Consider the following 21,898-nt stretch of genomic DNA (forward strand, 5'->3'; position numbering starts at 1 on the left):
GTAGCATTTTCTGGTAAATCCACCTATTAATTTTTATTTGTCAAACATGCCACCCTGTTTGAATCTTTTGATTCCCTTGCGTTTCTCGCCAATTTTTTTCACATGGTTTTGCGGCATACCTTGTTCAGCACTTTTCTTCTTTTTTTCCTCAATGATCTTTTTCATTTGCTCTACCATATTACGATTATCCATTATTGTACTCCATTCATTTTTTTATTTGTTTTGTGCAATTTGCTCTGCAAGCTCATTTAAAAACGTCCATCGTTCCATCAATTCTTCGAGTTCTTGTTCCAAGGTTTGCTGTTGACTCACAAGCTCATTGAGTTTGCTGTAATCGCTGCCTGCACCATTCATTGCCTGATTAATTTTAGCCAGTTCATCTTCTTTTTGGGCAATTAAATCATCGATTTGTTCAAATTCCCGCTGTTCATTAAATGTCATTTTCAGAGGACGTTCCTTTTGGGTTCGATGTTTTGATTCCTCCGCAGGATGATTATCATGTTGCCCCGTTTTAATCTCAGGTGACTCTGTACGTTCTTCCTGAGCTGACTTTTCCTGATAATCTGAGTAGTTTCCCACATAGGTCCGAATCTTACCCTGCCCTTCAAAGGCAAAGATTTTCTCCGCTACCCGGTCAAGGAAGTATCGATCATGAGATACGCTCATGACAGCTCCTGGGAATTCTTCGAGATATTCTTCGAGAACACGTAGCGTCTGAATATCAAGATCGTTGGTCGGTTCATCAAGAAAAAGAACATTGGGTGCGCCCATGAGAATGTTCAGGAGATAAAGTCGACGTTTTTCCCCGCCCGAAAGTTCCCCGATCGGGGTCCACTGAAGCGCAGGAGGAAAAAGGAATCGTTCCAACATCTGTGAGGCCGTAATCACTCCACCGTCACCTGTCGGAAGCACTTCTGCAATTTCCTTAATATAGTCGATTACGCGTTGTTTCGGATTCATCTCCGTATTTTCCTGAGCAAAAAATCCAATTTTAACTGTCGGACCCCATTCGATCTCCCCCTGACTCGGCTGTAAGCGACCGGCCAAGAGGTTTAATAATGTTGATTTTCCTCTTCCATTTGGACCGATGATTCCCACGCGGTCATTTCGGGCAAGAATATAGCTAAAATCTTCAATAACGGTTCCTCGGCTAGGGAATTCGTGGTGAAGATGACGACATTCTAAAACTTTTTTCCCTAAGCGACTCGCCCCAGCAGTGATATCAACCGTTCCCACCGCCTCTGATGGTTTATCCGCCACCAACGCATTAAAACGCTCAATTCGCGCTTTCTGTTTGGTGGACCTGGCCTGAGCCCCTCGACGAATCCAGGCTAACTCGCTGCGATAACGGTTCTGTCGCTTGCGTTCTGAGGCTTCCTCCTGCTCCTCGCGTTCAGTTCTGAGCTCTAAATAACGCGTATAGTTCCCCGGATAGGGATAAAGTTTACTTCGGTCGAGTTCAAAGATCTGATTCGCCACCCGATCCAAAAAATAGCGATCATGTGTGATCATGATCAGAGCACCTTTACGATTATTCAAGTATTGTTCCAACCAATCCACCGTTTCGTTATCAATATGGTTAGTTGGCTCATCCAAAATCAGAAGGTCAGAAGGGTTGATTAAAGCGCTTGCTAGCGCAACCCGTTTTCGTTGTCCCCCGGACAAATTTCCCATCAGGGTTTCAAACTCTGTAATTCCCAACTTTGTCAAAATAGTTTTGGCTTCGCTCTCTAATTGCCAGGCATTCTGGGCATCCATCTTCTGGCCTAAGTCCATGAGCTTCTTCTGATACGCTGGATTTTGTGGATCCCTGTTTAGTTTTTCAAGTGTTCCTTCATAATCCCTTAATAACTGCATGAGGGAGGAGTTACCTCGGAAAACCTGCTCTAAAACGCTTGCCTCCGCCTCAAAATTCGGGTCCTGAGGCAGATACTCAAGGGAAACATCATTTCCCTTTACCACTTTTCCCTCTTCCGAACTTTCAAGGCCCGCTAATATTTTCATCAGGGTTGTTTTTCCAGACCCATTGACGCCGATAATGCCGATTTTTTCTTTATCTTGAATCCCAAAGGATATATTGCTAAAAAGAACTTTCGTTCCATAACTTTTCGACAAGTTCTCGGCAGTTAATAGATTCATAAATTGACTTCTCCTTGTTCCTTTCCTTCACTAAGTTTTTATTATATCATATCTCGACCTAACTTAACCTAATATTTCCTTTGGTCGTTCTGTCGAAAAATGATAAAATTACTTTATTCCATAACGAATTGAGGATAAAAATTGTGAAAAAAATCGCTGTTCTTTTGCTCCTCTATTTTATAATCTATACGTATTCTCCCCAGGTTCAAACTGGGATGCAGCGCGTTTATAAAAGTGATCCTGTTCAGCAGACGATAACATCGGTGGTAGACTATGTTTCCGAACAGGGCTGGGACCAGAATTGGGAACAAGCCTGGCAAAATACGCTGGGTACAACACTCCAAGTTGTCTCTGGTTTAAGAAGCGATAATCCTGCCTTAGAAAAATCAATGCGATTACTTGAACAACATCTGCAACTTCAGCTCAACGCCTTACCCGCCGTAAATCCCTCGTCTTTAAAAATACAAGTCTCTCCCAAGCTGAACCTTTACGCCGGAGATACAGGGGTTACTGAAGAAACACTAAAATCAGCAAGTTCTCTAATCACCAACTATTCTCTGCCCATCATCCAAAGCAATGTGAAGCTCAACCCGAAACGGATGACTGAAATCGTTTTCTATTCCAGTCCGGAAATGTATGCCAATGCTCTTCTCGGAGCAGGTATCTCTGCTCAAGAAGCTGCCGCTATAGTGGATCAAACTGGTGGCATCACAGTTAACTCATCCATCTGGATTCCCTTATTCAACCTCCAAGGAAAATCAGATCTCGCCAATGTCCTCACTCATGAGCTCAGCCATGTCACCTTCAACCAAGCCGGAATCGGGACTAAACTTCCTCTCTGGCTCAATGAAGGAATAAGCTGGCATGATGGCCTTGCTGCTCAAGAAAAAATCAGCCCTGCGCAAACCAGGCTAGTGATTAAAGCCCTTACTTCAAGGCTTAAAAAGACAGCTCAAAATGGGGACCTCCTCCCCTTAAGTGAAATTGATCAAGGACTTCTCAGTGCATCATATAACGTTGAATTCCAAGGGTATTTAGCCACGGAACAATTAATCGAAAAATATGGACTTGAACGTTTCCAAGTCTTCTTAGAGCAAGTACAATCACTTGGAGTTCAGAGGAGTTTTGCGCAGAATTTTGGTCAATCCCTCAGCGAATTTGAAAACGAATTTAAGATTTAACCCAAGAATCCTCACACCACAGTATGATGTGAGGATTCTCTATATAATTTTATTAGGCTTTAGGTTGATTGGTGTTATTTAATTCGCTTGAAACTGAAAGCTTTCCCTGATTCTCGTGAGCCATATCAAGGAGTGTTGTCATATCTCGTGCAGGAAGCGGCCGTGATATTAGGAATCCTTGAATCCCAGCGCACGCTTTCGTTTTAAGAAATTCAAGTTGGGCTTCTGTTTCGACCCCTTCAGCGATTGCTGAATAGTTTAAATCGCGAGCTAATTCTAAGATTGAAGAGACAATTACACCATTCTCGGAATCCTGACTTAAACCATCACGGATAAAGCTCTGATCAACCTTTAAAGTGTCGATTGGGAATCGTTTCAGATAGCTAAGAGAGGAATACCCAACTCCGAAGTCATCAATTGCAATATGTATTCCTAATTCTTTTAACTGTTTTAAAACACGTGACGTAAGCTCGATATCCTGCATGGCCACACTTTCTGTGATCTCAAGTTCCAGCCAACGGCCCTCCATCCCTTCTTCGTCTAAAATTTTGCTAATTTGCTCAACTAGATTTTCCTGCTCAAACTGACGTGCAGAAAGATTGACCGCAATGCGCAATGCCGGAAAGCCTTCTTTTTGCCATGTTATATTTTGGGCAATAGCTGTTCGTAAAACCCATTCCCCAATCGGCAAAATCAACCCCGTTTCCTCAGCAATTGGAATAAATTTCATCGGCGGTATCAATCCCTCTTCCGGATGCTTCCAGCGGATCAACGCTTCCATACCCAAAATTTTACCTTTGGTCACATCGACCTGAGGCTGATAATAGAGGACGAATTCATCTCGTTCAAGGGCTTTTCTTAAGCGTTGTTCTAGTGTTAATCGATTCTGAGCTTGAATGCTCATATTCATTTCATAAATCCAGTATCGGTTTTTCCCATTTTCTTTAGCCTTATACATTGCCAAATCGGCATGCCGTAAGATCGTTTGAGCATCCAGCACTTTATCTGAAGCTATCGCAATTCCAATGCTCGAAGAAATGTAAAGTTCTTGTTCTTCCAGAACAAAAGGCTTTCTGAAAACATTTAGTATTCGGCGGGCGACATCTTTAGCATCTTCAATCTGAATATCCGGAAGAAGAACAGTAAACTCGTCCCCTCCCATCCTTGCAACAGTATCCTCTTCGCGAATACACGTAGTGATTCGTTTTCCGACCTCTTGCAAGAGCTGATCACCCGCCGCATGTCCTAAGGTATCATTAACATCCTTGAAGCGATCCAGATCTAAAAAAAGAACAGCCAATGTATTTTCATGCCGAGCGGCATGAGCTAAGGCAGTTTTTAACCGATCAAGAAAAAGATAACGATTAGGAAGGTCTGTCAAAGCATCATGGTAAGCCAGATGTTTGACCCGTTCTTCATTCTGTTTGCGTGAAGTTAAATCGCTGAGAATAGCTGCATATTGTACCGTTTTCCCACGCTCATCCTGGATAGCCGTTAAGGTCAACCACTCAGGATATATTTCCCCAGTTTTGCGTCGGTTCCAGATTTCTCCCTGCCACTCTCCTTTTTCCACAAGAGATTTCCACAATTTGCGATAAAATTCAGGATCATGTCGACCCGAACTTAAGATACTCGGGTTTTTCCCTAAAACTTCTTCCGTTTTATAACCAGTAATTTCTTCAAAGGATTGATTTGTAAAGACAATATTTCCTCTGAAATCGGTCACCAAAACGCCTTCTAGAGTGTTTTCGAAGATTTTGGCCGCCATACGCATTTCTTCTATATCTTTACGTTTTTGGGTCACATCCTGCTTGACGGCAATAAAATATAATTTCTGTTCTGGCTCAAAATAAACTGGCGTAATTGTCATTTCTTCAATATATAGGGTTTCATCCTTTTTCTTATTGACAATTTCTCCATGCCAGACTTTATTGGCCATAATGGTATCCCACAGTTCTTTATAAAACTCAGAAGGATGAGCCTCTGATTTCAAAAATCGTGGATTTTTGCCAAAGACCTCAGTCAGATTATAACCAGTTAAGGTCGTAAAAGCAGAATTAGCCCATATAATATGACCATCAGCATCTGTAATCACAATCGAATTTGCTGCCGCTTCTAAAGCTGCAATTTGTAATCGACTAAATCGTTCCTCATTGAATTTCGAACACGACTTGAATTTATAATTTGCTACCATCTTCATCGCCTCTCTGACAAGCCCATTTTTGTTTGATCCTTATCTCATATAAGCGAATTATTTAGAATCACTTTAAACTTATTATATTATACAATATCGAGTTCTATTTATCACTTATTTATTACATTATCTTAAATTTATCATATTAAAAAATAACAATCCCCGAAAATCACATAATTCGAGGATTGTTTTCTAGAATATATCGCAAATTAATTCTTATTTAATATTTACTAAGGCCATTTTAGCCATAAAATAGAATTTGCGATAAATTTCTTCTTTTATTTGCTCAGAGAATCCAGACATTCCAATTTCCTTAAGCGTTTCCTGTAAGATTGAATGGTGTTCTAATTCCTCTCGCGCAACGAGCGGTGCTTTACCCATACAATCATAAATATAGTTCTCATCAAGACCACAATTTTCCGATAAATTGCGAATAAATTCATCATCAGGAATCTTCTCGCCTCGTTCAACGTCACGCAGGTAAGAAGGATTTACTCCTACACGCGCACCCATGTGTTGAAGCGATAATTTACGTCGACCTCTGTAATCACTTATATAGCGGCCAATTTCCTGAAGGGCCTCTTTATGTTCACTTATTTGTTTACTCAAAGACACTGTATTTCCTCCTCTATTTATCCCTTTCCATGCAACCGCATTTATATTCAATCTCATGGATATACTACGATTTTAGAAACATGTTATTATTTTATTGCAAGAAATGTGCCATACTGATATCATGCAATTGGAGAAGCATTTTGTTAACTTCTCAAAAAATTAAGTTAACTTCATGTTAACAACGATAACTTAGATGAATCCAAGAAGTGGAGGTTAAAACATGAACAAAGTCATTGATCGGTTTCTTAAATATGTCCAGATGGACACCCAATCGGATGAAGGATCTACGACAGTCCCTAGTACTTCAAAACAACTTGCTTTGGGTAAAATATTGGTGGACGAACTCAAAAGTTTAGGATTGCAGGGGGTTAAGCAAGATGAGAAAGGCTATGTCTATGCCACTCTTCCCGCTAATATTACCCAAACCGTACCCGCCATCGGTTTTATCGCTCATATGGATACTAGCCCTGATATTTCAGGCCATGAGGTTAAACCTCAACTGATCAAAAACTACCCTGGTGGTGATATTGTTTTAAACCCTAGTCAAAACATTATTCTTTCTACTAAGGATTTTCCAGAACTCAACGATTATATTGGAGCTGATTTAATTACAACAGATGGAACGACCCTGCTTGGAGCTGACGACAAAGCGGGCATTGCTGAGATTATGGCCGCTCTAGAATATTTAAATAACCACCCTGATCTTCCTCATGGTAAACTCTGCATTGGATTTACGCCTGATGAAGAGATTGGTCGTGGGGCTGACCATTTTGATGTAAAAGGTTTTGCTGCAGATTTTGCCTATACTGTTGATGGAGGTCCGATTGGCGAATTAGAATATGAAAATTTCAATGCAGCTAAAGCTGTGCTTAAAGTTCACGGTCGTAATGTTCACCCAGGAAGTGCAAAGGGAAAGATGATTAACTCCCTGCTCTTGGCCAATGAGTTCATCTCCCTTCTTCCACAACAGGAGACCCCGGCGCATACGGAAGGATATGAAGGGTTTTATCATCTGAATAGCCTTCACGGGGATGTCGAGGAAACTGTGCTTGACTACATACTTCGCGACTTTGAAAGTAAAAGTCTAGAAAACCGCAAAGATACAATGAAAAAGGCCCTTCACCAGTTACAACAAAAATACGGTGAAGACGCCTTTACATTGGAAATTACAGATCAGTATCAGAATATGCGTGAAAAAATAGAGCCTGTTATGCATATCGTTAAAACTGCTCAACACGCAATGGAAGCTGTTGGAGTCAAACCCAATATTAGTCCGATACGAGGAGGTACCGACGGTGCACGTCTTTCCTATATGGGCTTGCCCACTCCAAACCTCTTCACAGGCGGACATAATTTCCATGGGAAATATGAATTTATCCCTTCCTTTGCTCTTGAAAAAGGAGTCGAAGTCATTCTCAAAATAATTGAGCTTTATAGTAAACCTTAATCAGGCTGATTTTTCATATCGATTCAATTTTCTTCCTGCGATTAAGACTGTACCCAAAAGAAGAAGGGAACCGGAAACATAGGGTAATCCGATGGATAACCCATAGAGAGCTCCACCGATAATCGGTCCGAGGATTCGCCCCAAACTTGCGAACGATTGGAAAAGTCCAAGCGACGCTCCTTGGCTTTGATTTCCTTGTTTGGTAACAAGAGCTGAGCTGGTGGGGCTCATCAAGGAATTACCAACCATAAATAGAATGGTTGCAATAATCAACGCTATCGCGTTCGGAGCGATAAGGATAAAGATTAGACCGATCGCGCAGAAGTAAGCCCCCGCTTTGACTAAGTTAGCGTCTCCAAACCGTTTCACTAATTTGCCAATTAGTCCGCCTTGAACAATAACCCCAAATATTCCGAGGATCGTAAATGTCGTCCCCATCTCTTTTGGTCCAAAACCTACTTTAACCGCAGCTAACATTGCAAATGTAGTCTCAAACATAGCCATGGAAAAACTAATAATAAAGTTGAAGATATATAAGGCGAAGAGAGGATCTTTCGCTATTTCAAAACTAAAATGCGGAATCTTCTTACTCGAAGCAGCACTCGATTTTTGTAATGTCTCCGGTAAAAAACTCCAGGCAAAGGGTAGAATTGCAAGGGCTAAAGCACCTGCCACAAAAAATGGTGTGGAAAAACTGTAATGACCTAACCATCCCCCCAGCGCAGGTCCAAAGACCATCCCAAGCCCCATTGCCGCGCCAATCATTCCCATGCTTTTCGAGCGATCTGCGCCTTCAGTGATATCGGCTAAATAAGCCATCGAAGTGGGAAGAGTCGCGGATGAGACCATTCCCGATAATGCTCGAACGGCAATCAAAAGCCACAAATTATGAATCATTCCAAAAAAAATAAACGTCAACCCATAGCCACTTATCCCGATAAGAAGGACAGGTCTCCGCCCAATGCGGTCTGAAAGGCGGCCCCAAAACGGGGCAAAGAAAAATTGCATAATTGAATAAGCCGACATAAAAATTCCAAGGGAAAGCGCATTCCCCCCCAAGTCCTGAACGAGATAGGGCAGAATTGGAATCACAATTCCAAAACCAACCATGACGAAAAATTGAATTAAAACGATAATAATCATAGGACGAATATATTTTTTCTCCATGTTAGTTAACTATCCCCTTTTCTATTCTTTGTTAACTCTCCGGTTATTTTCGAGGATCGCCAGAAATTGCTCATCCTTTACCCAACGAGGAATTTTCACCTGATTGAGTGACGCCCCTCGTCGCAGCAACTCCTGCCGCAATTTTTGGAAGGTTCCAGCCTGGACGAAATCTATTTTTAAGGGAGAAATCCGCTTGCCTTCGAGACCTGCGCGATAGCGGGGATTAGCTGCTTGAAGATATTTTTCAAGATTCTCCTGGAAATTTTCAAGTTTTGACGAATCGGCTTCTACATAGAAATGATAACGTCCTACAGTTTCTTTAAGGTCTAGAGTTGCAGTATAATCCTCAACCGTGATCGACAAGGTCTGCGCTGTTTCACTCATTGCTCTTTGAACCGCTAGTTCAGAAGTTTTTTCACCAGAAATATTCAAAAGCTGGCCTTTACGATATTGGAATTCAAGAATCGGACTTTGATGGAAATACCCTGTCACCTTGACCACATCCTCTAAACGGTAGCGGTAAAACCCTGAATAATTGGTCACCACGATTTCATAGGATTCTCCGATCTTAAGCTCATCAAGTTCTAGCGTTGTCGGACATGTGGAATCCATTTCAGAAATGGGAATGAATTCATAATAAGCAGCCCCCGGTGTAACAACATAGGTCGCTTCATTAATGCTTGTGGCTAAGCCAATAAGGGCTTCAGTTGCCCCATATACTGCTGAGTAAACAGGCAGATTTTCAGTGTAACGGTTAAGTTTCTCCATATAAACACTGAAACTTCCGCCTGCTACACACGAAACATATGCAAGTTTTGGCCAAAGACGTCGAGCGATTCCCTTCCATCCTTGTTGAAATTCCCGACTTAGACGCTCCGCTCTTCTAGGCTGAGGTTTTAATTTGGCGTCTAGTAAGGAACGTGTTTCGGGCTTAAGCGCTAATTGAGATGAAATAAGGCCTGTTTTTAGGTCTTTCATGAGTTGTGGCCATGTTTCTTCAAGAACACCAAAAAGCTGAACAATGGCCGAAGGAAAGGGTGCCATAATATAGGTCAGGTTTTCCTCCTGGAGTGCAAAAAGGAGATGTAAATAATTAGCAATGCTTTGATCTGAGATCTCTAAAATCTCCAAAGGGGAAGTCCAAAAATACGGAAGGACTTTTTGCATCGATTGAACTCCACCTGAGGTCCCTGAACCAGTAGGAACTCCACCAGAGGTGGTTCCCGATTGAAGCATATTCATTAAAAGAAGTCCCCTCCCCCCTTGTCTAGCCTCAGGAAGAGCGTGACGTAAAATTCCGTGCTGTGTAAACATCATATTTAACATCATAATTTTGCGCGAACGTCCAGTTGTGGGTATCTTCTTTTGCTTTCCAGTCGTTCCGGAACTTAGTCCAAAGTAAAGTACAGGGTCAGATGTCAAGACATCTTCTTTACCTGCTGCAATTTCCTCGACATAACTTTCGTATGCTGGAAATTTCGTTAAGGGTACAACCTTTCTATAGTCTTCAGAATTATGGATCTCAGGAAAATGATATTTCTGTCCGAACTCAGTTTTAGTGTTATCTGTCAAAATTTTTTTTAATATTTTATGATTGATTTTTTTTGCATTTCTCGTTTCTTTAACAAATTTATGGTAAAAATAATCTGCTGCAAAAGCATATACCGCGTTAAGACCTTGCTCTAAAAAACTCATTCTCCCACTCCCTATTGCCTTATCTAATTTTAGTCCTCGATTATTTCCAAAAGGACCTGCTGATATCGAGCAAGGTGCTGATTAAGAAGTTCGATTTCTTTCTCTCCTAATTTTTCCTTAATTTGTTGGTGAACCTCAAAGAGTTTTTTTTCGAAGTTTCCTAACTGATTCTTTCCCTCTTCTGAAAGTTCAATGACAACCAACCGACGATCCTGTTCACTCCGCTCGCGCGTAATCAAGTTTTGTTTATATAACCGATCCACAAATCCAGTCACTGCTCCCAGCGTAATATTGAATTGTTTCGCGATTTCAGAAGGGGTACAGCTCTTTTTCTGCTCGAGAAATTTAAGAGCATGAAATTGGTGAAGAGAAATTGATCCTTCTTTGGGAAGCAAATAATATTGATATTTCTGTCCAATTGTATGCAGTAAAATTTGGGTTTCATATTCTTTTTGCATAAGTTTCATCACCTCATTATGAGGTCAATTGTATGCCATCTAAATAGTTTATGTCAATTACTATTTTAGCTCAAGAAACGTTGGAAAAAAGAGTTCAAGGATCTTCTCAAATTCAGAGTCCTCTAAACCATCATTCACGAGATAAATAGGAAGTTGTTCAACGTTAAAAGGTGTTTTGTGTTTAATCCATTGTTCTAAGAAAAGATAACCTGTAATCTCATCAGACCTGATAATCTGGTTTTCAAGATGACTGTACAGCGCTGATCGGTCCTGCACCTCTAGTTGTGCGGCCTGTACGTACCCCCCGCGTTGCCGTGCGTAAAGTTGGCGTAAATATGTAATCCTTAAGTCATCCCATTCTGGATGATTTTGAATAACATAGGCATTTGCAAGGGTTTCTTCAAAACATTCCCCTGTCCCCCAGCATTGGCAATAAACTTCCCGCTTATAGTTTTGATAAATATTATGTTTTCGTTCCAAACTGAATTCCGTTTGATGAAGATCATAGCGTTCTGCAAATTGTTCCACGAGATAGTGAAAAGCCCCATGTGATTGCACGCATTCTAAAGAAAAGGCATGGGCTTCACCGATCGAAAGTTTTGTTGTTTCTAAGATATTAAGAAGAAATGCCATAAAGTAGCGTATATACAAGTAAAGTCCAAAATCAGCACCGTTAAAATGATAAGGGCGATAAGTAGCAACTATGTCCATATTTTCACAACGTTGATCAGTGAAATACTCCCCAGCCCAACTTATTTTTTCTTTAAACCAGGGTAAGGATCTTTTTCGTAGACGGTTAAACGCCGGCTTTGGAAGTTCCAAAGTTCCCCAATCTGGCACATCATAGCATGCTTCACCTATGCCTTTGTTTACTTCTAAACGCATCACTATTACCTTCCCCCTGCATTCTTAAGGCTTGTTCGATTAAAGAAATATATGCAGATGGTCTAGTTAGAATTCTAAGTTTACTAAAAAATTGGGCAAAATTCTGATTGGTAAATTCTCAATATGACTAACTCAATATGACTAAATAGAAAAAAGAAAGCCGGTATTCCAATTCTAGAGGAATACCGGCTTTTCCAATGATATAATGATTAAATTATCCTAGTGCTTTTTCCAGGATCTCGTTTAGTCGATTAACCATGCCACGCGGATCCACAATAATACCTGCCGCGATTTGGGCATTGGCAAAGAGTTGTTCCACAGCGACTTGTGCAAAAGAATCCTCTCTTTTACGCAAATCGTTGAGGCGTAGAATCAACGCATGTTGAGGATTAATTTCTAAGATTCCAGCAGGAACATCCTGTAAATCCCGGTTCATCATTTGCATCATTCTTTGCATGCTGTGCGATCCAAAAGGGCTTAAAATGAGAGCAGGACTATCAATAAGGCGTTTCGACTCGCGAATTTCAGTGACTTTCGTTCCGAGAAGCTCTTTTAACCATTCGTTAAAGCTTTCGAGCTCGTCACCTTCTAGCCCCTCTTGTCCATCAACTTTATTTTCATCACGCGTTAGATTTAGATCCGCTTGATCAGCGGAAATCAGCTTTTTACCCTCAAATTCACCGACCGTCATGAGAACATAATCATCGATTGAATCGCGGGTATAAATGACTTCATAACCTTTATCTTTGAAAACTTCAAGATACGGACCGGCTTCAATAACCTCGCGGCTCGGACCATTGACATAATAAATGGCTTCTTGTTCTTCTTTCATTCGCTCTACATACTCAGACAAAGAGAGGAGGTTTTCTCCTTCGGTTTGGGAAGACTCAAAGCGCAGAAGCTTCATGATTTCATCGCGGTGAGCAAAATCGTTTGCAGCTCCTTCTTTAAGGAATATACCGAATTCCTTCCAGAATTCCTTGTATTTCTCGGGTTCGTTCTTTGCCTGGTCTCCGAGATATTTAAGCAAGCGACTGGTCACAACTTTATTTAATTTTGCCACTAAAGCGCTATCCTGCATCGTCTCACGTGAAATGTTTAAGGGGAGTTCTTCACTATCGACTACACCTTGCACAAAACGCAACCACTCTGGTAAGATATCCTTTGCTTGAGCTTGAATCAAAACTTTCTTACAGTAGAGATTCACGCTGGGTTCCATTCGACCAAATCCTAATTTTTCAATATTATTTTTAGGCACGAACAAAAGCGTATTAATATTGATGGGAGCATCGGAAGAAAAATGAAGACGTAAAAGAGGTTCATCATAGGCATTAGCAATAAACTTATAGAATTCAGTATACTCCTCTTCCGTAATTTCATTTTTGTTCTTGGTCCAAAGTGCCTGAACGGTATTTACATTCTCTCCATCTACACTGACTGGATAAGGAACGAAGCTTGAATACTGCTTGATTATCCGTTTCACTGTTTCAGGTTTCGCAAAATCCTCTTGATCCTTTTTTAGATGAAGAACGATTCGTGTTCCTCGAGGTAAGTCCTCCGTCTCTTCTACGGTATAACTTCCTTTTCCATCAGATTCCCAGATATAGCTAGCAGCTTCTGGATGGTAAGACCGAGTGTAAATGGTGACCTTTTCAGCAACCATAAAAGCGGAATAAAAACCAACACCGAATTGGCCGATCAAATTTAAGTCTTTATTATCTCCAGTTTCCGCCAAGTTCTGCACAAATGCCTTAGAGCCGGAATGCGCGATCGTTCCAAGATTCTCGGTTAATTCTTCCTTGGTCATACCAATACCCGCATCAGCAATCGTAAGCATATGTTCATTTAGATTCGTCGTGATTTTAATTTCCAAAGGTAGATCTTTGTCTTTGATGTCATGACCCGAAACCAGTTGGAAATGGAGTTTCTCCATAGCATCCGAAGCGTTCGAGACGAGCTCTCTTAAAAAGATTTCCTTGTCTGTGTAGAGAGAGTTAATAACAATGTCCAGCAATTGCTGGATTTCGGTTTGAAATTCTTTTGTTTCTGTTTTACTCATACTGATAGCCTCCTGAAATTGTCCTTCACTATTCTATTATAGTCAACTTTGGTCAGACTTCAAGATTAACTCATACCCAACCACGCAATTTTTTGTCTTTTTGGCGTGATAAAGCGCTTGATCAGCACGTTGGACAATATCATCGATGATCTCATTTTCATCTTTTATATGCTCTAGATTCCTTGATGAAACTACACCCACACTGACTGTGACTTTCTGAGATTGAACCTCTGGTCCGAAATTATAGTTGGCAATAATTTCACGAATACGTTCCAAAAAGACTAAAGCCCCTTCATCTTCAGTACCTGGTAAAACAATCGCAAATTCTTCGCCGCCCCAACGAATGATAGCATCAGAGGAACGTACATTTCGTTCAAAAATTCGAGCTATATTTTTCAAGACACTGTCTCCAGCTAGATGACCATAGGTATCGTTTAAGGCTTTAAAATTATCGATATCTATCATGGCTAAAGAAAATAAATAATTAGGCTCTTTAAGCTGAGTCCCCTTTTTGCATTTCTGGATCTGATACTTTAAGAAATAATAAAATAAGCCTTTGTTACCCAGCCCGGTTAACGGATCCATTGTTGCATTCAATGCTAAGGATTTAAGCACCTGTCCGAGCAGAATTCCATTGATGATTAAAATCAAAATAACCCCTACCCAAGCCTTAAATTCATATTCACGCGGAACATAATGATTCAGAAGATATCCGATAATTCCCAACCCCACACCTAATAATGGTAGGATCAAGGGGGCCAGTTGAATTCCCGTACGAAACCAGCGTTTCATTTGCCTAATATCTCCTTTCACGCCAAAGGGCATAGAAAAATATAAACAAAAAAAAGTCGTTGCTTTATGGTAAAGTAAGTACTGAAATGAATATTTAAGCAATTCATATGGAGGGAACAAGGTGACAGAGACTTTACTTATCGTTTCAACTGGGCTTACTGTTTTATGTATCTTCCTTTTGCTCATACTCTGGAATAAGATGACTCATCTCAATTTTTCTCAACTGGAAAATCGACTAGACTATTTAGAAAAGAACCTTGAGCGTCATAATTCAGTTCTACTGCAAGAAGTCGCTCAAAATCGTCAAGAAACGAGCAATAATGCGCGTATGACTCGTGAGGAACAAAATCAATCACTCAAGCGATTCAATGATTCAGTTCTCACGCAAATGTCTGAAATTTCCAATATCCAACAAAATCAACTCGATAGCTTTGCTCGTCAAATGAATCATCTAACCCAATCTAATGAGCAAAAGCTTGAACTTCTACGCAAAACAGTCGAAGAACAACTTCTTCACCTACAACAGGATAATGCTCAAAAGCTAGAGCAAATGCGCGTGACCGTTGATGAAAAACTAACATCAACCTTAGAACAACGTCTTGGTGAATCGTTCAAGCTCGTAAGTGAGAGGCTAGAAATGGTCCATAAAGGGCTCGGTGAGATGCAAACTCTTGCTTCAGGGGTAGGAGATCTCAAAAAAGTCCTGACCAACGTTAAAACCCGCGGTATTTGGGGGGAAGTCCAACTTGGAAATCTTCTCGAACAGGTTCTAACTCCTGAGCAATACGCCTTGAATGTTGCCACGAAACCCGGAAGTAATGATCGTGTCGAATTTGCGATTAAAATTCCTGCCAAAGATGGTGATAATAATACTGTCTGGTTACCGATTGATGCTAAATTTCCACTTGAAGATTATGAACGCCTTCAGGATGCTCAAGACAAAGGAGACCTTTCTCTCGTTGAAGAAACGAGTAAAGCACTGGAAAACCGCATCAAATCGGAAGCAAAATCGATTCATTCGAAATATATTGATCCACCCCATACCACCGATTTCGGAATTCTCTTTCTCCCCATTGAAGGGCTTTATGCAGAAGTACTTCGTCGTCCCGGTCTTTGTGATCTATTACAACGGGATTATAAAGTAGTGATCACCGGACCAACTACCTTAGCTGCCCTACTCAACAGCTTACAGATGGGCTTTAGAACCCTTGCCATTGAAAAACGCTCCAGCGAAGTCTGGAATCTACTCGGGGCGGTCAAAACAGAATTTGGAAAGTTTATCGAAATCTTAGAAAAAACTCAGAAGAAACTTCAAGAAGCAAGTCATACTATCGAAACCGCCACCAAAAAGTCGCGAACGATTGAACGGAAACTCAAAACAGTTCAAACCTTACCTATCGAAGAAAGCACAGTATTATTAGCCTCCAACTCAGAGGAGAAGGAGTAGGAAATGGAGTAGATTTCATAAAATATGGACAAAACTCACAGAACCAAATCATTATAACTGAAGACCAAGTGTCGATCAATGGGGAATCTAATCGAAATTTACGATAAGTTTAATTAAGTTGATGATCTTTTAATTCATGAACACGATTTTTAATTAGTGTTTCGCAGGAAAGAAAAAGATAAATAAGGCCAGCATGACCGGAAGAATCGCCCATAAGTACATACTGCTATAACCTGAAACCTGAGCAACCGTTCCAAGTAGAATTGATCCGAGTCCAATTCCTAAATCAAAACCTGTGGAATAGGTTGCACTTGCTGCTCCTCTACGATGAGGTAGAACTTTCTGAACAGACATGGCTTGCAAGGCAGGCATTGCTGCACCAAAACTTAATCCATAGACTGCTCCTGCGAATAGAAAAAAGAGAAGAGTTTTAGCCTGTGAAAGGAGAAACAAGGCTAGCATAACTCCAAAAAGGCCGGGTACTATAGCAATTCCGAAACCTTTCTGATCACTTAATCGACCAAATAACGGGCGCGAAATCATCAAGACAAATGCATAAACTGTAAAGAAGAGACCAACATTTGTAATTCCCCGCTGTTGGGCATATAAAGCAATAAACGTCACAACCGAACCATACGGCATCGTTAATAATGAAACTATCGTTGCGGAGCGAAAGGCACTTTTTTCAAAAAGCGCACTTTTTCCCAGTTGAGGTTGAAGAGCAGGATATCGGATTCCGAGACTTAAACCCAAGGCTATCAAAAAAGCAATACCCGAGAAAGTAAAAACTCCTTCAAATCCAAAGCGTGAATGCTGGATCATAAAAAGGCCTAAAGCCGGTGCAATCGCCATCGCTAAAGTGGACGTCAATCCAAAATAACCCATTCCCTCCCCTAAGCGACTGCGAGGAATGATATCGGACGCTACTGTGTTTGCAGTTGTACTCGTTGTACCCCAACCAAAACCATGAAAGAAACGCAAAGATAAGAGCATTAGAACTGTTGAAGCCGCTATATATGAGAGAGAGAATAGACAGAAGAAGAAAAAGCCCATCAGAAAAATCTTCTTTCTTCCGAAGACATCGAGTGCCTTGCCGATAAACGGGCGAACCACCACTGCTGAAATTGTAAAAATGCCCACCACAAGTCCAGCCGTCGCTTCATTTCCTCCTAGGGCACGTGCATAAACCGGTAAAACAGGCATTAGAATCTGAAAGCCCATAAACATTATAAAATTGAGAAATATCAGCAACACAAAACTACGACTCCATAGCTTCTCGTCTGTCCCCTTCTCCTTCGCCATTGTTTCCCCACCTTAATTCTTATACAACTCAAATTTTGCTTGGACTTTTACTCGCTAGATTATATCAAAGAGACTCATTTGATCACTTTCTTGAATACCGTTTAAACAGCCAAATTTTCTAAGTAAATCTATGGCAGAATTCCCAATCTTAGCACGTCTCTTTACATCCTCAATGGAGTTGAAGGGCTTTTCTTGGGCCGCGTTAAATATACCTTCCGCAGCGACGGTTCCCATACCGGATATGCTGTTTATCGGCGGCCTTAAACCATCCTCCTCAACCAGGAATTTTGTGGCATGAGATTTGTATAAATCAATGGGCAAGAATTTAAAGCCCCTTTCATACATTTCAAAAACCAATTCCAAGTCATCATATATATCCTTATCCTTAGGGGCAGCTTGATTGCCCAACATCTCAATTTCCTTCATTTTTGCCTTAACCTTTTCTTTGCCGAATATCATAAATTCGGCGTCAAATGCCTTTGCCCGAATGGTGAAGTAGGCTACATAATAAGCCATTGGTATATGCACCTTAAACCAAGCTATTCTGAAAGCCATCATTATATAGGCTGCAGCATGGGCCTTAGGAAACATATATTTTATTTTTTTGCAGGAATCAATATACCATTCCGGTACTTCATGCTCCCTCATTATCGCTTCATATTCAGCCCATTTTGGTTCCTTTAATGCTTTCCCCTTACGCACCGTCTCCATGATCTTAAAGGCAGTATTTGGCGGCAGACCCCTTTTAATAAGATAAACCATAATATCATCCCGGGTACATACGGCTTCACTTAAGGTCACTGTTCCCGCATCAATTAAGTCTTTAGCATTCCCCAACCACACATCAGTACCGTGGGAAAGTCCTGATATACAGATCAAATCTGCGAAGGTTTTGGGCATTGTATCTAAAAGCATTCCTCTTACGAACTTCGTCCCAAACTCAGGGACTCCAAAAGTTCCAACCTTAGAATTGATCTGCTCTGGGGTAACCCCTAAGGCTTCCGTGGATGAAAATAAGGACATCGTTTCCTTATCATCCATAGGGATCTTTTTGGGATCTACTCCTGTGATATCCTGAAGCATTCTTATTACTGTAGGGTCATCATGACCCAATATATCCAGCTTTAATAGGTTCTGGTCAATCGAATGGTAGTCAAAATGGGTTGTGATGATATCCGAATTGGAATCATCCGCAGGATGCTGTACAGGGCAAAATTCAAAAATCTCCCTTCCCTTAGGCACGACGATGATTCCACCCGGATGCTGTCCCGTAGTTCTTTTTATACCTGTGCAGCCTTTTGAGATTCTGGCGATTTCCGCTTTGTTTGCTGTCCGATTCTTCTCCTCAAAATACTTTTTTACATAGCCAAAAGCTGTTTTTTCGGCTATGGTACCGATAGTTCCGGCCTTAAAGGTTGTACCCTTACCAAAGATAACCTCTGTATATTTATGGGCTTTTGCCTGATATTCTCCTGAAAAATTCAAGTCGATATCGGGCTCCTTATCTCCATTGAAACCTAAGAAGGTTTCGAAGGGGATATCAATGCCGTCTTTAGCCAGCTTTTCTCCGCAAATAGGACAAACCTTATCCGGCAAGTCAAAGCCGTTTTTGCAGCCATAATCGGAAAAGTCCGAGTACTTGCAGCTTGGGCACCTGTAATGAGGTGGCAGAGCATTCACTTCCGTTATACCCGTCATATAGGCGACAACTGAGGAACCAACAGAGCCTCGAGAACCTACAAGATAACCGTCCTCGTTTGATTTCCATACGAGCTTTTGAGCGATGATATACATTACGGAGAAACCGTTTTTGATGATCGAATCCAGTTCCTTATCGAGCCTTTGTTGAAGAATTTCCGGCAAGGGTTCTCCATATAGATCATGGGCCTTACTATATGCAATATCCTTAATGGTCTGCTCACAACCTTCAATATGAGGTGGGCATTTCTCCTGGGAAATAGGACTGATCGACTCACACATATCGGAGATCATATTGGTGTTGGTTACAACCACCTCATAGGCCTTTTCCTCTCCTAAATAGGAAAATTCCTCAAGCATTTCGTCGGTCGTTTTTAAATATAAGGGTGCCTGACTATCTGCATCCTTGAAGCCCTGACCTGCTTCCAGAATGCGTCTATAGATCTCGTCTTCAGGATCCATGAAGTGAACATCTCCCGTAGCAACGACGGGCTTGTTTAATTTTTCACCCAAACGAACAATTTCTTGATTGATTCGCTGCAAATATTCTTTGTTTGGGACCTGTTCTGTTCTTACTAAATAATCATTATTCAAGAGAGGCTGGATTTCTAAATAATCGTACTCCTCAGCAAGGGCCTCAATTTCTTCATCGGATTTTCCAAGCAAGATGGCCTGATAAAGCTCACCTTCGCTGCAGGCACTGCCAAGGATTAAACCTTCAGAGTATTTCTTATAAAGGCTCTTTAAAATCCGGGGTTTTTTATAAAAATAATCGAGATGGGAATAGGATACCAGCTTATATAAATTCTTTAGCCCGACATAATCCTTTGCTAATATTATCGCATGATAGGTTTTAAGCTTTTTATATTCTTCCCTCTTCGCTCCTTCGTCTGAAGCCTTAAGGTCGATATCCTCAAGGGTTTCTGCTCCCCTTTGCTTTAGCTTTTCAAGCATTGCTTTGAACACCTTAACCGTGGTGTCCACATCATCTAAGGCTCGATGGGCAACTTCCACCTTGATACCAAGATTTTTAGCAATTCTTCCTAATTTATACGTTTTAAAATCAGGAAAGATCTCCTTTGCTAAGGACAAGGTGTCCAAATAGGTGTAATCAAAATCGTAGCCTAAAACCTTGGCATTATGCTTTAGGAAACCTATATCAAATTCAGCATTATGAGCCACTAAAACGCTACCCTCAATAAAATCCAACATTTTAGGAAAGACCTTGTCTATGGTTTCGGCATTTTTCACCATCTCATCAGTTATATTAGTAACTTCCACAACCCTTGCTGGAATAGACTTTTCAGGATTTACAAAGCAGCTAAATTCATCAATTACCTTACCCCTTTGAAATTTCATAATTCCTATTTCGGTAATTTTTTCTGTAACAGCTGAAAAACCTGTGGTTTCTAAATCCAACACACAATAGGTAGTATCGATACTCTGTCCCTTGGCGTTTGTTACTGATGACTTTTTATCCGGTGCTAAATAGGCCTCGACTCCATAGATAACCTTCATGTTGGGGTTATCTCTTCCTAAAAGCTTATGGGCCTCTGGAAAGGACTGAACAACTCCATGATCCGTTATGGCAATCGATTTCATACCCCAGCTCATCGCTCTTTTAATTAAATCAGTGGCACTAGTCATCGCATCCATCTGACTCATTTGCGTATGCATATGCAGTTCTACCCGCTTAACCTCTGCCCTATCCAGTCTCTTGGCAGCCTTTTTCATGCCTTCTGTTTCTAATATTGTATTGGCGATAAGCTCAATTTCCCCTGAAAATTGGCTATAGCCTGCATTCCCTGAAAGCCTGACACCCTTAGCCGATTGAAGCCTGGTTAACACTTCACCATCTTCACCCGGTTTGATGAAGGCCTTACAGGTCATAGAACTTGAGCCATCATATAAATCAAAAGAAATTAAAGTCTTTCCGCTTCTTAATTCTTTGACTTCGATATTAGATATTTCGCCCGCTAAAGCAATCTTACCCTCATCTGGTGTAATGTCCGTAATTTTAATGATATGCTCCTTAATATTCGCGTTTCTGCCTAATATCAATAATGGATTACCTTTTTTTTCATCGCTTTCAGCCTTTATTTCCTGCTTTTTTTCTATAGCGTCCCTGGGCAATTCAGGAGGAGTATTACTTTGAAGTGTGGTCTGAACTTCCTTTTGAATCAGCAGCATTTCCTTTTCATATGCAGCCTCTTTCAGTCTTTTTAATTCTTCGTTGCTTACTTTATCAACAAAATTGATTTGACATACTATTCCGTACAAGTTTTTAATAGCCTCTCGGATTATTTCATCATAACCCCTAGCTTTTAATAAGTAGGATACCGCAATATTAAAATTAAAAGTTATCGTGTTATCTTCAGCGATTTCATATTTACAATTATTTATGGCTGCTCTTAAGATGGGATATTTATCTGCCAACAAAAGAACAATATTTTTAAGTTCCTCTTCTAGGGGTTTTTTATTCGTTCCCTCAGAATACTCCACAATGATTTTAGAATCGTTTAAGGCTAATCTTTCTCTAATGAACGTATTAAGAGCTTTAATTTCTTTGATTTGAATATATTTATCAGAGCTGATTTTCATCTCCAGGGTTTTACTCTTTTCACTCACAATCACCGCTTTTACAATTGCAGTATTGATATTATCCCCAGCATCATAATCACTAAAAATTTCATTTATTCTTTTCATATTACTTCCTAATTTTCTCCTTATTGATACTGTTTCATATTGTTTTAGGATTAAGCATATCAAGGGCAAGTTTTCTACTGTTTCCATTTTATCATATACAGCATCAATTCTGA

The 21,898-nt window shown here is 40.6% G+C and carries 15 protein-coding genes; 3 read left to right on the forward strand and 12 right to left on the reverse strand.

Annotated features, from left to right (window positions below; all coding sequences use genetic code 11):
- Nucleotides 1-33 precede the first annotated feature (33 nt).
- Nucleotides 34-192: a hypothetical protein gene (locus DESME_RS16060; protein ID WP_006717180.1), complete on the reverse strand. Its 159-nt coding sequence runs from the start codon at nucleotides 190-192 to the stop codon at nucleotides 34-36.
- Between the two features lie 21 nt (nucleotides 193-213).
- Nucleotides 214-2,139: an ABC-F family ATP-binding cassette domain-containing protein gene (locus tag DESME_RS07990; RefSeq protein ID WP_006717181.1), complete on the reverse strand. Its 1,926-nt coding sequence runs from the start codon at nucleotides 2,137-2,139 to the stop codon at nucleotides 214-216.
- 143 nt (nucleotides 2,140-2,282) lie between these two features.
- Between DESME_RS07990 and DESME_RS07995 the strand changes: the two genes are divergently transcribed.
- Nucleotides 2,283-3,320 carry a gluzincin family metallopeptidase gene (locus DESME_RS07995; RefSeq protein WP_006717183.1) on the forward strand — a complete coding sequence of 346 codons (1,038 nt, stop codon included), beginning with the start codon at nucleotides 2,283-2,285 and terminating at the stop codon, nucleotides 3,318-3,320.
- Nucleotides 3,321-3,372: 52 nt separating this feature from the next.
- Here the strand turns inward: DESME_RS07995 and DESME_RS08000 are convergent, their stop codons facing one another.
- Complete coding sequence (locus DESME_RS08000) at nucleotides 3,373-5,514, reverse strand: EAL domain-containing protein (RefSeq protein WP_006717185.1); 2,142 nt, start codon at nucleotides 5,512-5,514, stop codon at nucleotides 3,373-3,375.
- 216 nt (nucleotides 5,515-5,730) lie between these two features.
- Nucleotides 5,731-6,129 carry a helix-turn-helix domain-containing protein gene (locus DESME_RS08005; protein WP_006717187.1) on the reverse strand — a complete coding sequence of 133 codons (399 nt, stop codon included), beginning with the start codon at nucleotides 6,127-6,129 and terminating at the stop codon, nucleotides 5,731-5,733.
- A 220-nt stretch (nucleotides 6,130-6,349) separates the two neighbouring features.
- Here DESME_RS08005 and pepT point away from each other — a divergent pair, with 220 nt between their 5' ends.
- Nucleotides 6,350-7,576: a peptidase T gene (gene pepT / locus DESME_RS08010; RefSeq protein WP_006717188.1), complete on the forward strand. Its 1,227-nt coding sequence runs from the start codon at nucleotides 6,350-6,352 to the stop codon at nucleotides 7,574-7,576.
- Here pepT and DESME_RS08015 read toward each other — a convergent pair whose 3' ends face one another.
- The 6 genes from DESME_RS08015 to DESME_RS08040 form a co-directional block, all read right to left on the reverse strand.
- On the reverse strand, nucleotides 7,577-8,743 hold the full coding sequence (locus DESME_RS08015; RefSeq protein WP_006717191.1) for an MFS transporter: 1,167 nt from the start codon (nucleotides 8,741-8,743) through the stop codon (nucleotides 7,577-7,579).
- 21 nt (nucleotides 8,744-8,764) lie between these two features.
- Nucleotides 8,765-10,438 carry a GH3 auxin-responsive promoter family protein gene (locus tag DESME_RS08020; RefSeq protein ID WP_006717193.1) on the reverse strand — a complete coding sequence of 558 codons (1,674 nt, stop codon included), beginning with the start codon at nucleotides 10,436-10,438 and terminating at the stop codon, nucleotides 8,765-8,767.
- Between the two features lie 29 nt (nucleotides 10,439-10,467).
- Nucleotides 10,468-10,896 (reverse strand): MarR family winged helix-turn-helix transcriptional regulator, encoded by a 429-nt coding sequence (locus DESME_RS08025; RefSeq protein ID WP_006717194.1) that lies wholly within the window; start codon nucleotides 10,894-10,896, stop codon nucleotides 10,468-10,470.
- A 60-nt stretch (nucleotides 10,897-10,956) separates the two neighbouring features.
- Nucleotides 10,957-11,784, reverse strand: a complete 828-nt coding sequence (locus DESME_RS08030) for a hypothetical protein (protein ID WP_025248725.1) — start codon at nucleotides 11,782-11,784, stop codon at nucleotides 10,957-10,959.
- A 211-nt stretch (nucleotides 11,785-11,995) separates the two neighbouring features.
- Nucleotides 11,996-13,840, reverse strand: a complete 1,845-nt coding sequence (gene htpG / locus DESME_RS08035; RefSeq protein ID WP_006717198.1) for a molecular chaperone HtpG — start codon at nucleotides 13,838-13,840, stop codon at nucleotides 11,996-11,998.
- Between the two features lie 42 nt (nucleotides 13,841-13,882).
- A complete protein-coding gene (locus DESME_RS08040; RefSeq protein ID WP_006717200.1) occupies nucleotides 13,883-14,632 on the reverse strand; it encodes a GGDEF domain-containing protein in 750 nt (249 codons plus the stop codon).
- Between the two features lie 121 nt (nucleotides 14,633-14,753).
- Between DESME_RS08040 and DESME_RS08045 the strand changes: the two genes are divergently transcribed.
- On the forward strand, nucleotides 14,754-16,079 hold the full coding sequence (locus tag DESME_RS08045; RefSeq protein WP_006717203.1) for a DNA recombination protein RmuC: 1,326 nt from the start codon (nucleotides 14,754-14,756) through the stop codon (nucleotides 16,077-16,079).
- 153 nt (nucleotides 16,080-16,232) lie between these two features.
- On the opposite strand, the gene DESME_RS08050 is transcribed toward DESME_RS08045, so the two are convergent.
- Nucleotides 16,233-17,381: an MFS transporter gene (locus DESME_RS08050; RefSeq protein WP_006717205.1), complete on the reverse strand. Its 1,149-nt coding sequence runs from the start codon at nucleotides 17,379-17,381 to the stop codon at nucleotides 16,233-16,235.
- Nucleotides 17,382-17,435: 54 nt separating this feature from the next.
- The gene (gene polC / locus DESME_RS08055; RefSeq protein WP_006717207.1) at nucleotides 17,436-21,785 is read right to left on the reverse strand and encodes a DNA polymerase III subunit alpha; all 4,350 of its coding nucleotides are present in this window, start codon (nucleotides 21,783-21,785) and stop codon (nucleotides 17,436-17,438) included.
- Nucleotides 21,786-21,898: the final 113 nt, after the last annotated feature.

This window comes from Desulfitobacterium metallireducens DSM 15288 (genome assembly GCF_000231405.2).
Lineage (GTDB): Bacteria > Bacillota > Desulfitobacteriia > Desulfitobacteriales > Desulfitobacteriaceae > Desulfitobacterium_A > Desulfitobacterium_A metallireducens.

Excerpts from the sequence above, each read along its gene's own strand:
- DESME_RS16060 (WP_006717180.1), bottom strand. The coding sequence starts at position 192 with ATGGATAATCGTAATATGGTAGAGCAAATGAAAAAGATCATTGAGGAA.
- DESME_RS07990 (WP_006717181.1), bottom strand. The coding sequence starts at position 2,139 with ATGAATCTATTAACTGCCGAGAACTTGTCGAAAAGTTATGGAACGAAA.
- DESME_RS08000 (WP_006717185.1), bottom strand. The coding sequence starts at position 5,514 with ATGGTAGCAAATTATAAATTCAAGTCGTGTTCGAAATTCAATGAGGAA.
- pepT (WP_006717188.1), top strand. The coding sequence starts at position 6,350 with ATGAACAAAGTCATTGATCGGTTTCTTAAATATGTCCAGATGGACACC.
- DESME_RS08015 (WP_006717191.1), bottom strand. The coding sequence starts at position 8,743 with ATGGAGAAAAAATATATTCGTCCTATGATTATTATCGTTTTAATTCAA.
- DESME_RS08020 (WP_006717193.1), bottom strand. The coding sequence starts at position 10,438 with ATGAGTTTTTTAGAGCAAGGTCTTAACGCGGTATATGCTTTTGCAGCA.
- DESME_RS08025 (WP_006717194.1), bottom strand. The coding sequence starts at position 10,896 with ATGCAAAAAGAATATGAAACCCAAATTTTACTGCATACAATTGGACAG.
- htpG (WP_006717198.1), bottom strand. The coding sequence starts at position 13,840 with ATGAGTAAAACAGAAACAAAAGAATTTCAAACCGAAATCCAGCAATTG.
- DESME_RS08040 (WP_006717200.1), bottom strand. The coding sequence starts at position 14,632 with ATGAAACGCTGGTTTCGTACGGGAATTCAACTGGCCCCCTTGATCCTA.
- DESME_RS08050 (WP_006717205.1), bottom strand. The coding sequence starts at position 17,381 with ATGGCGAAGGAGAAGGGGACAGACGAGAAGCTATGGAGTCGTAGTTTT.
- polC (WP_006717207.1), bottom strand. The coding sequence starts at position 21,785 with ATGAAAAGAATAAATGAAATTTTTAGTGATTATGATGCTGGGGATAAT.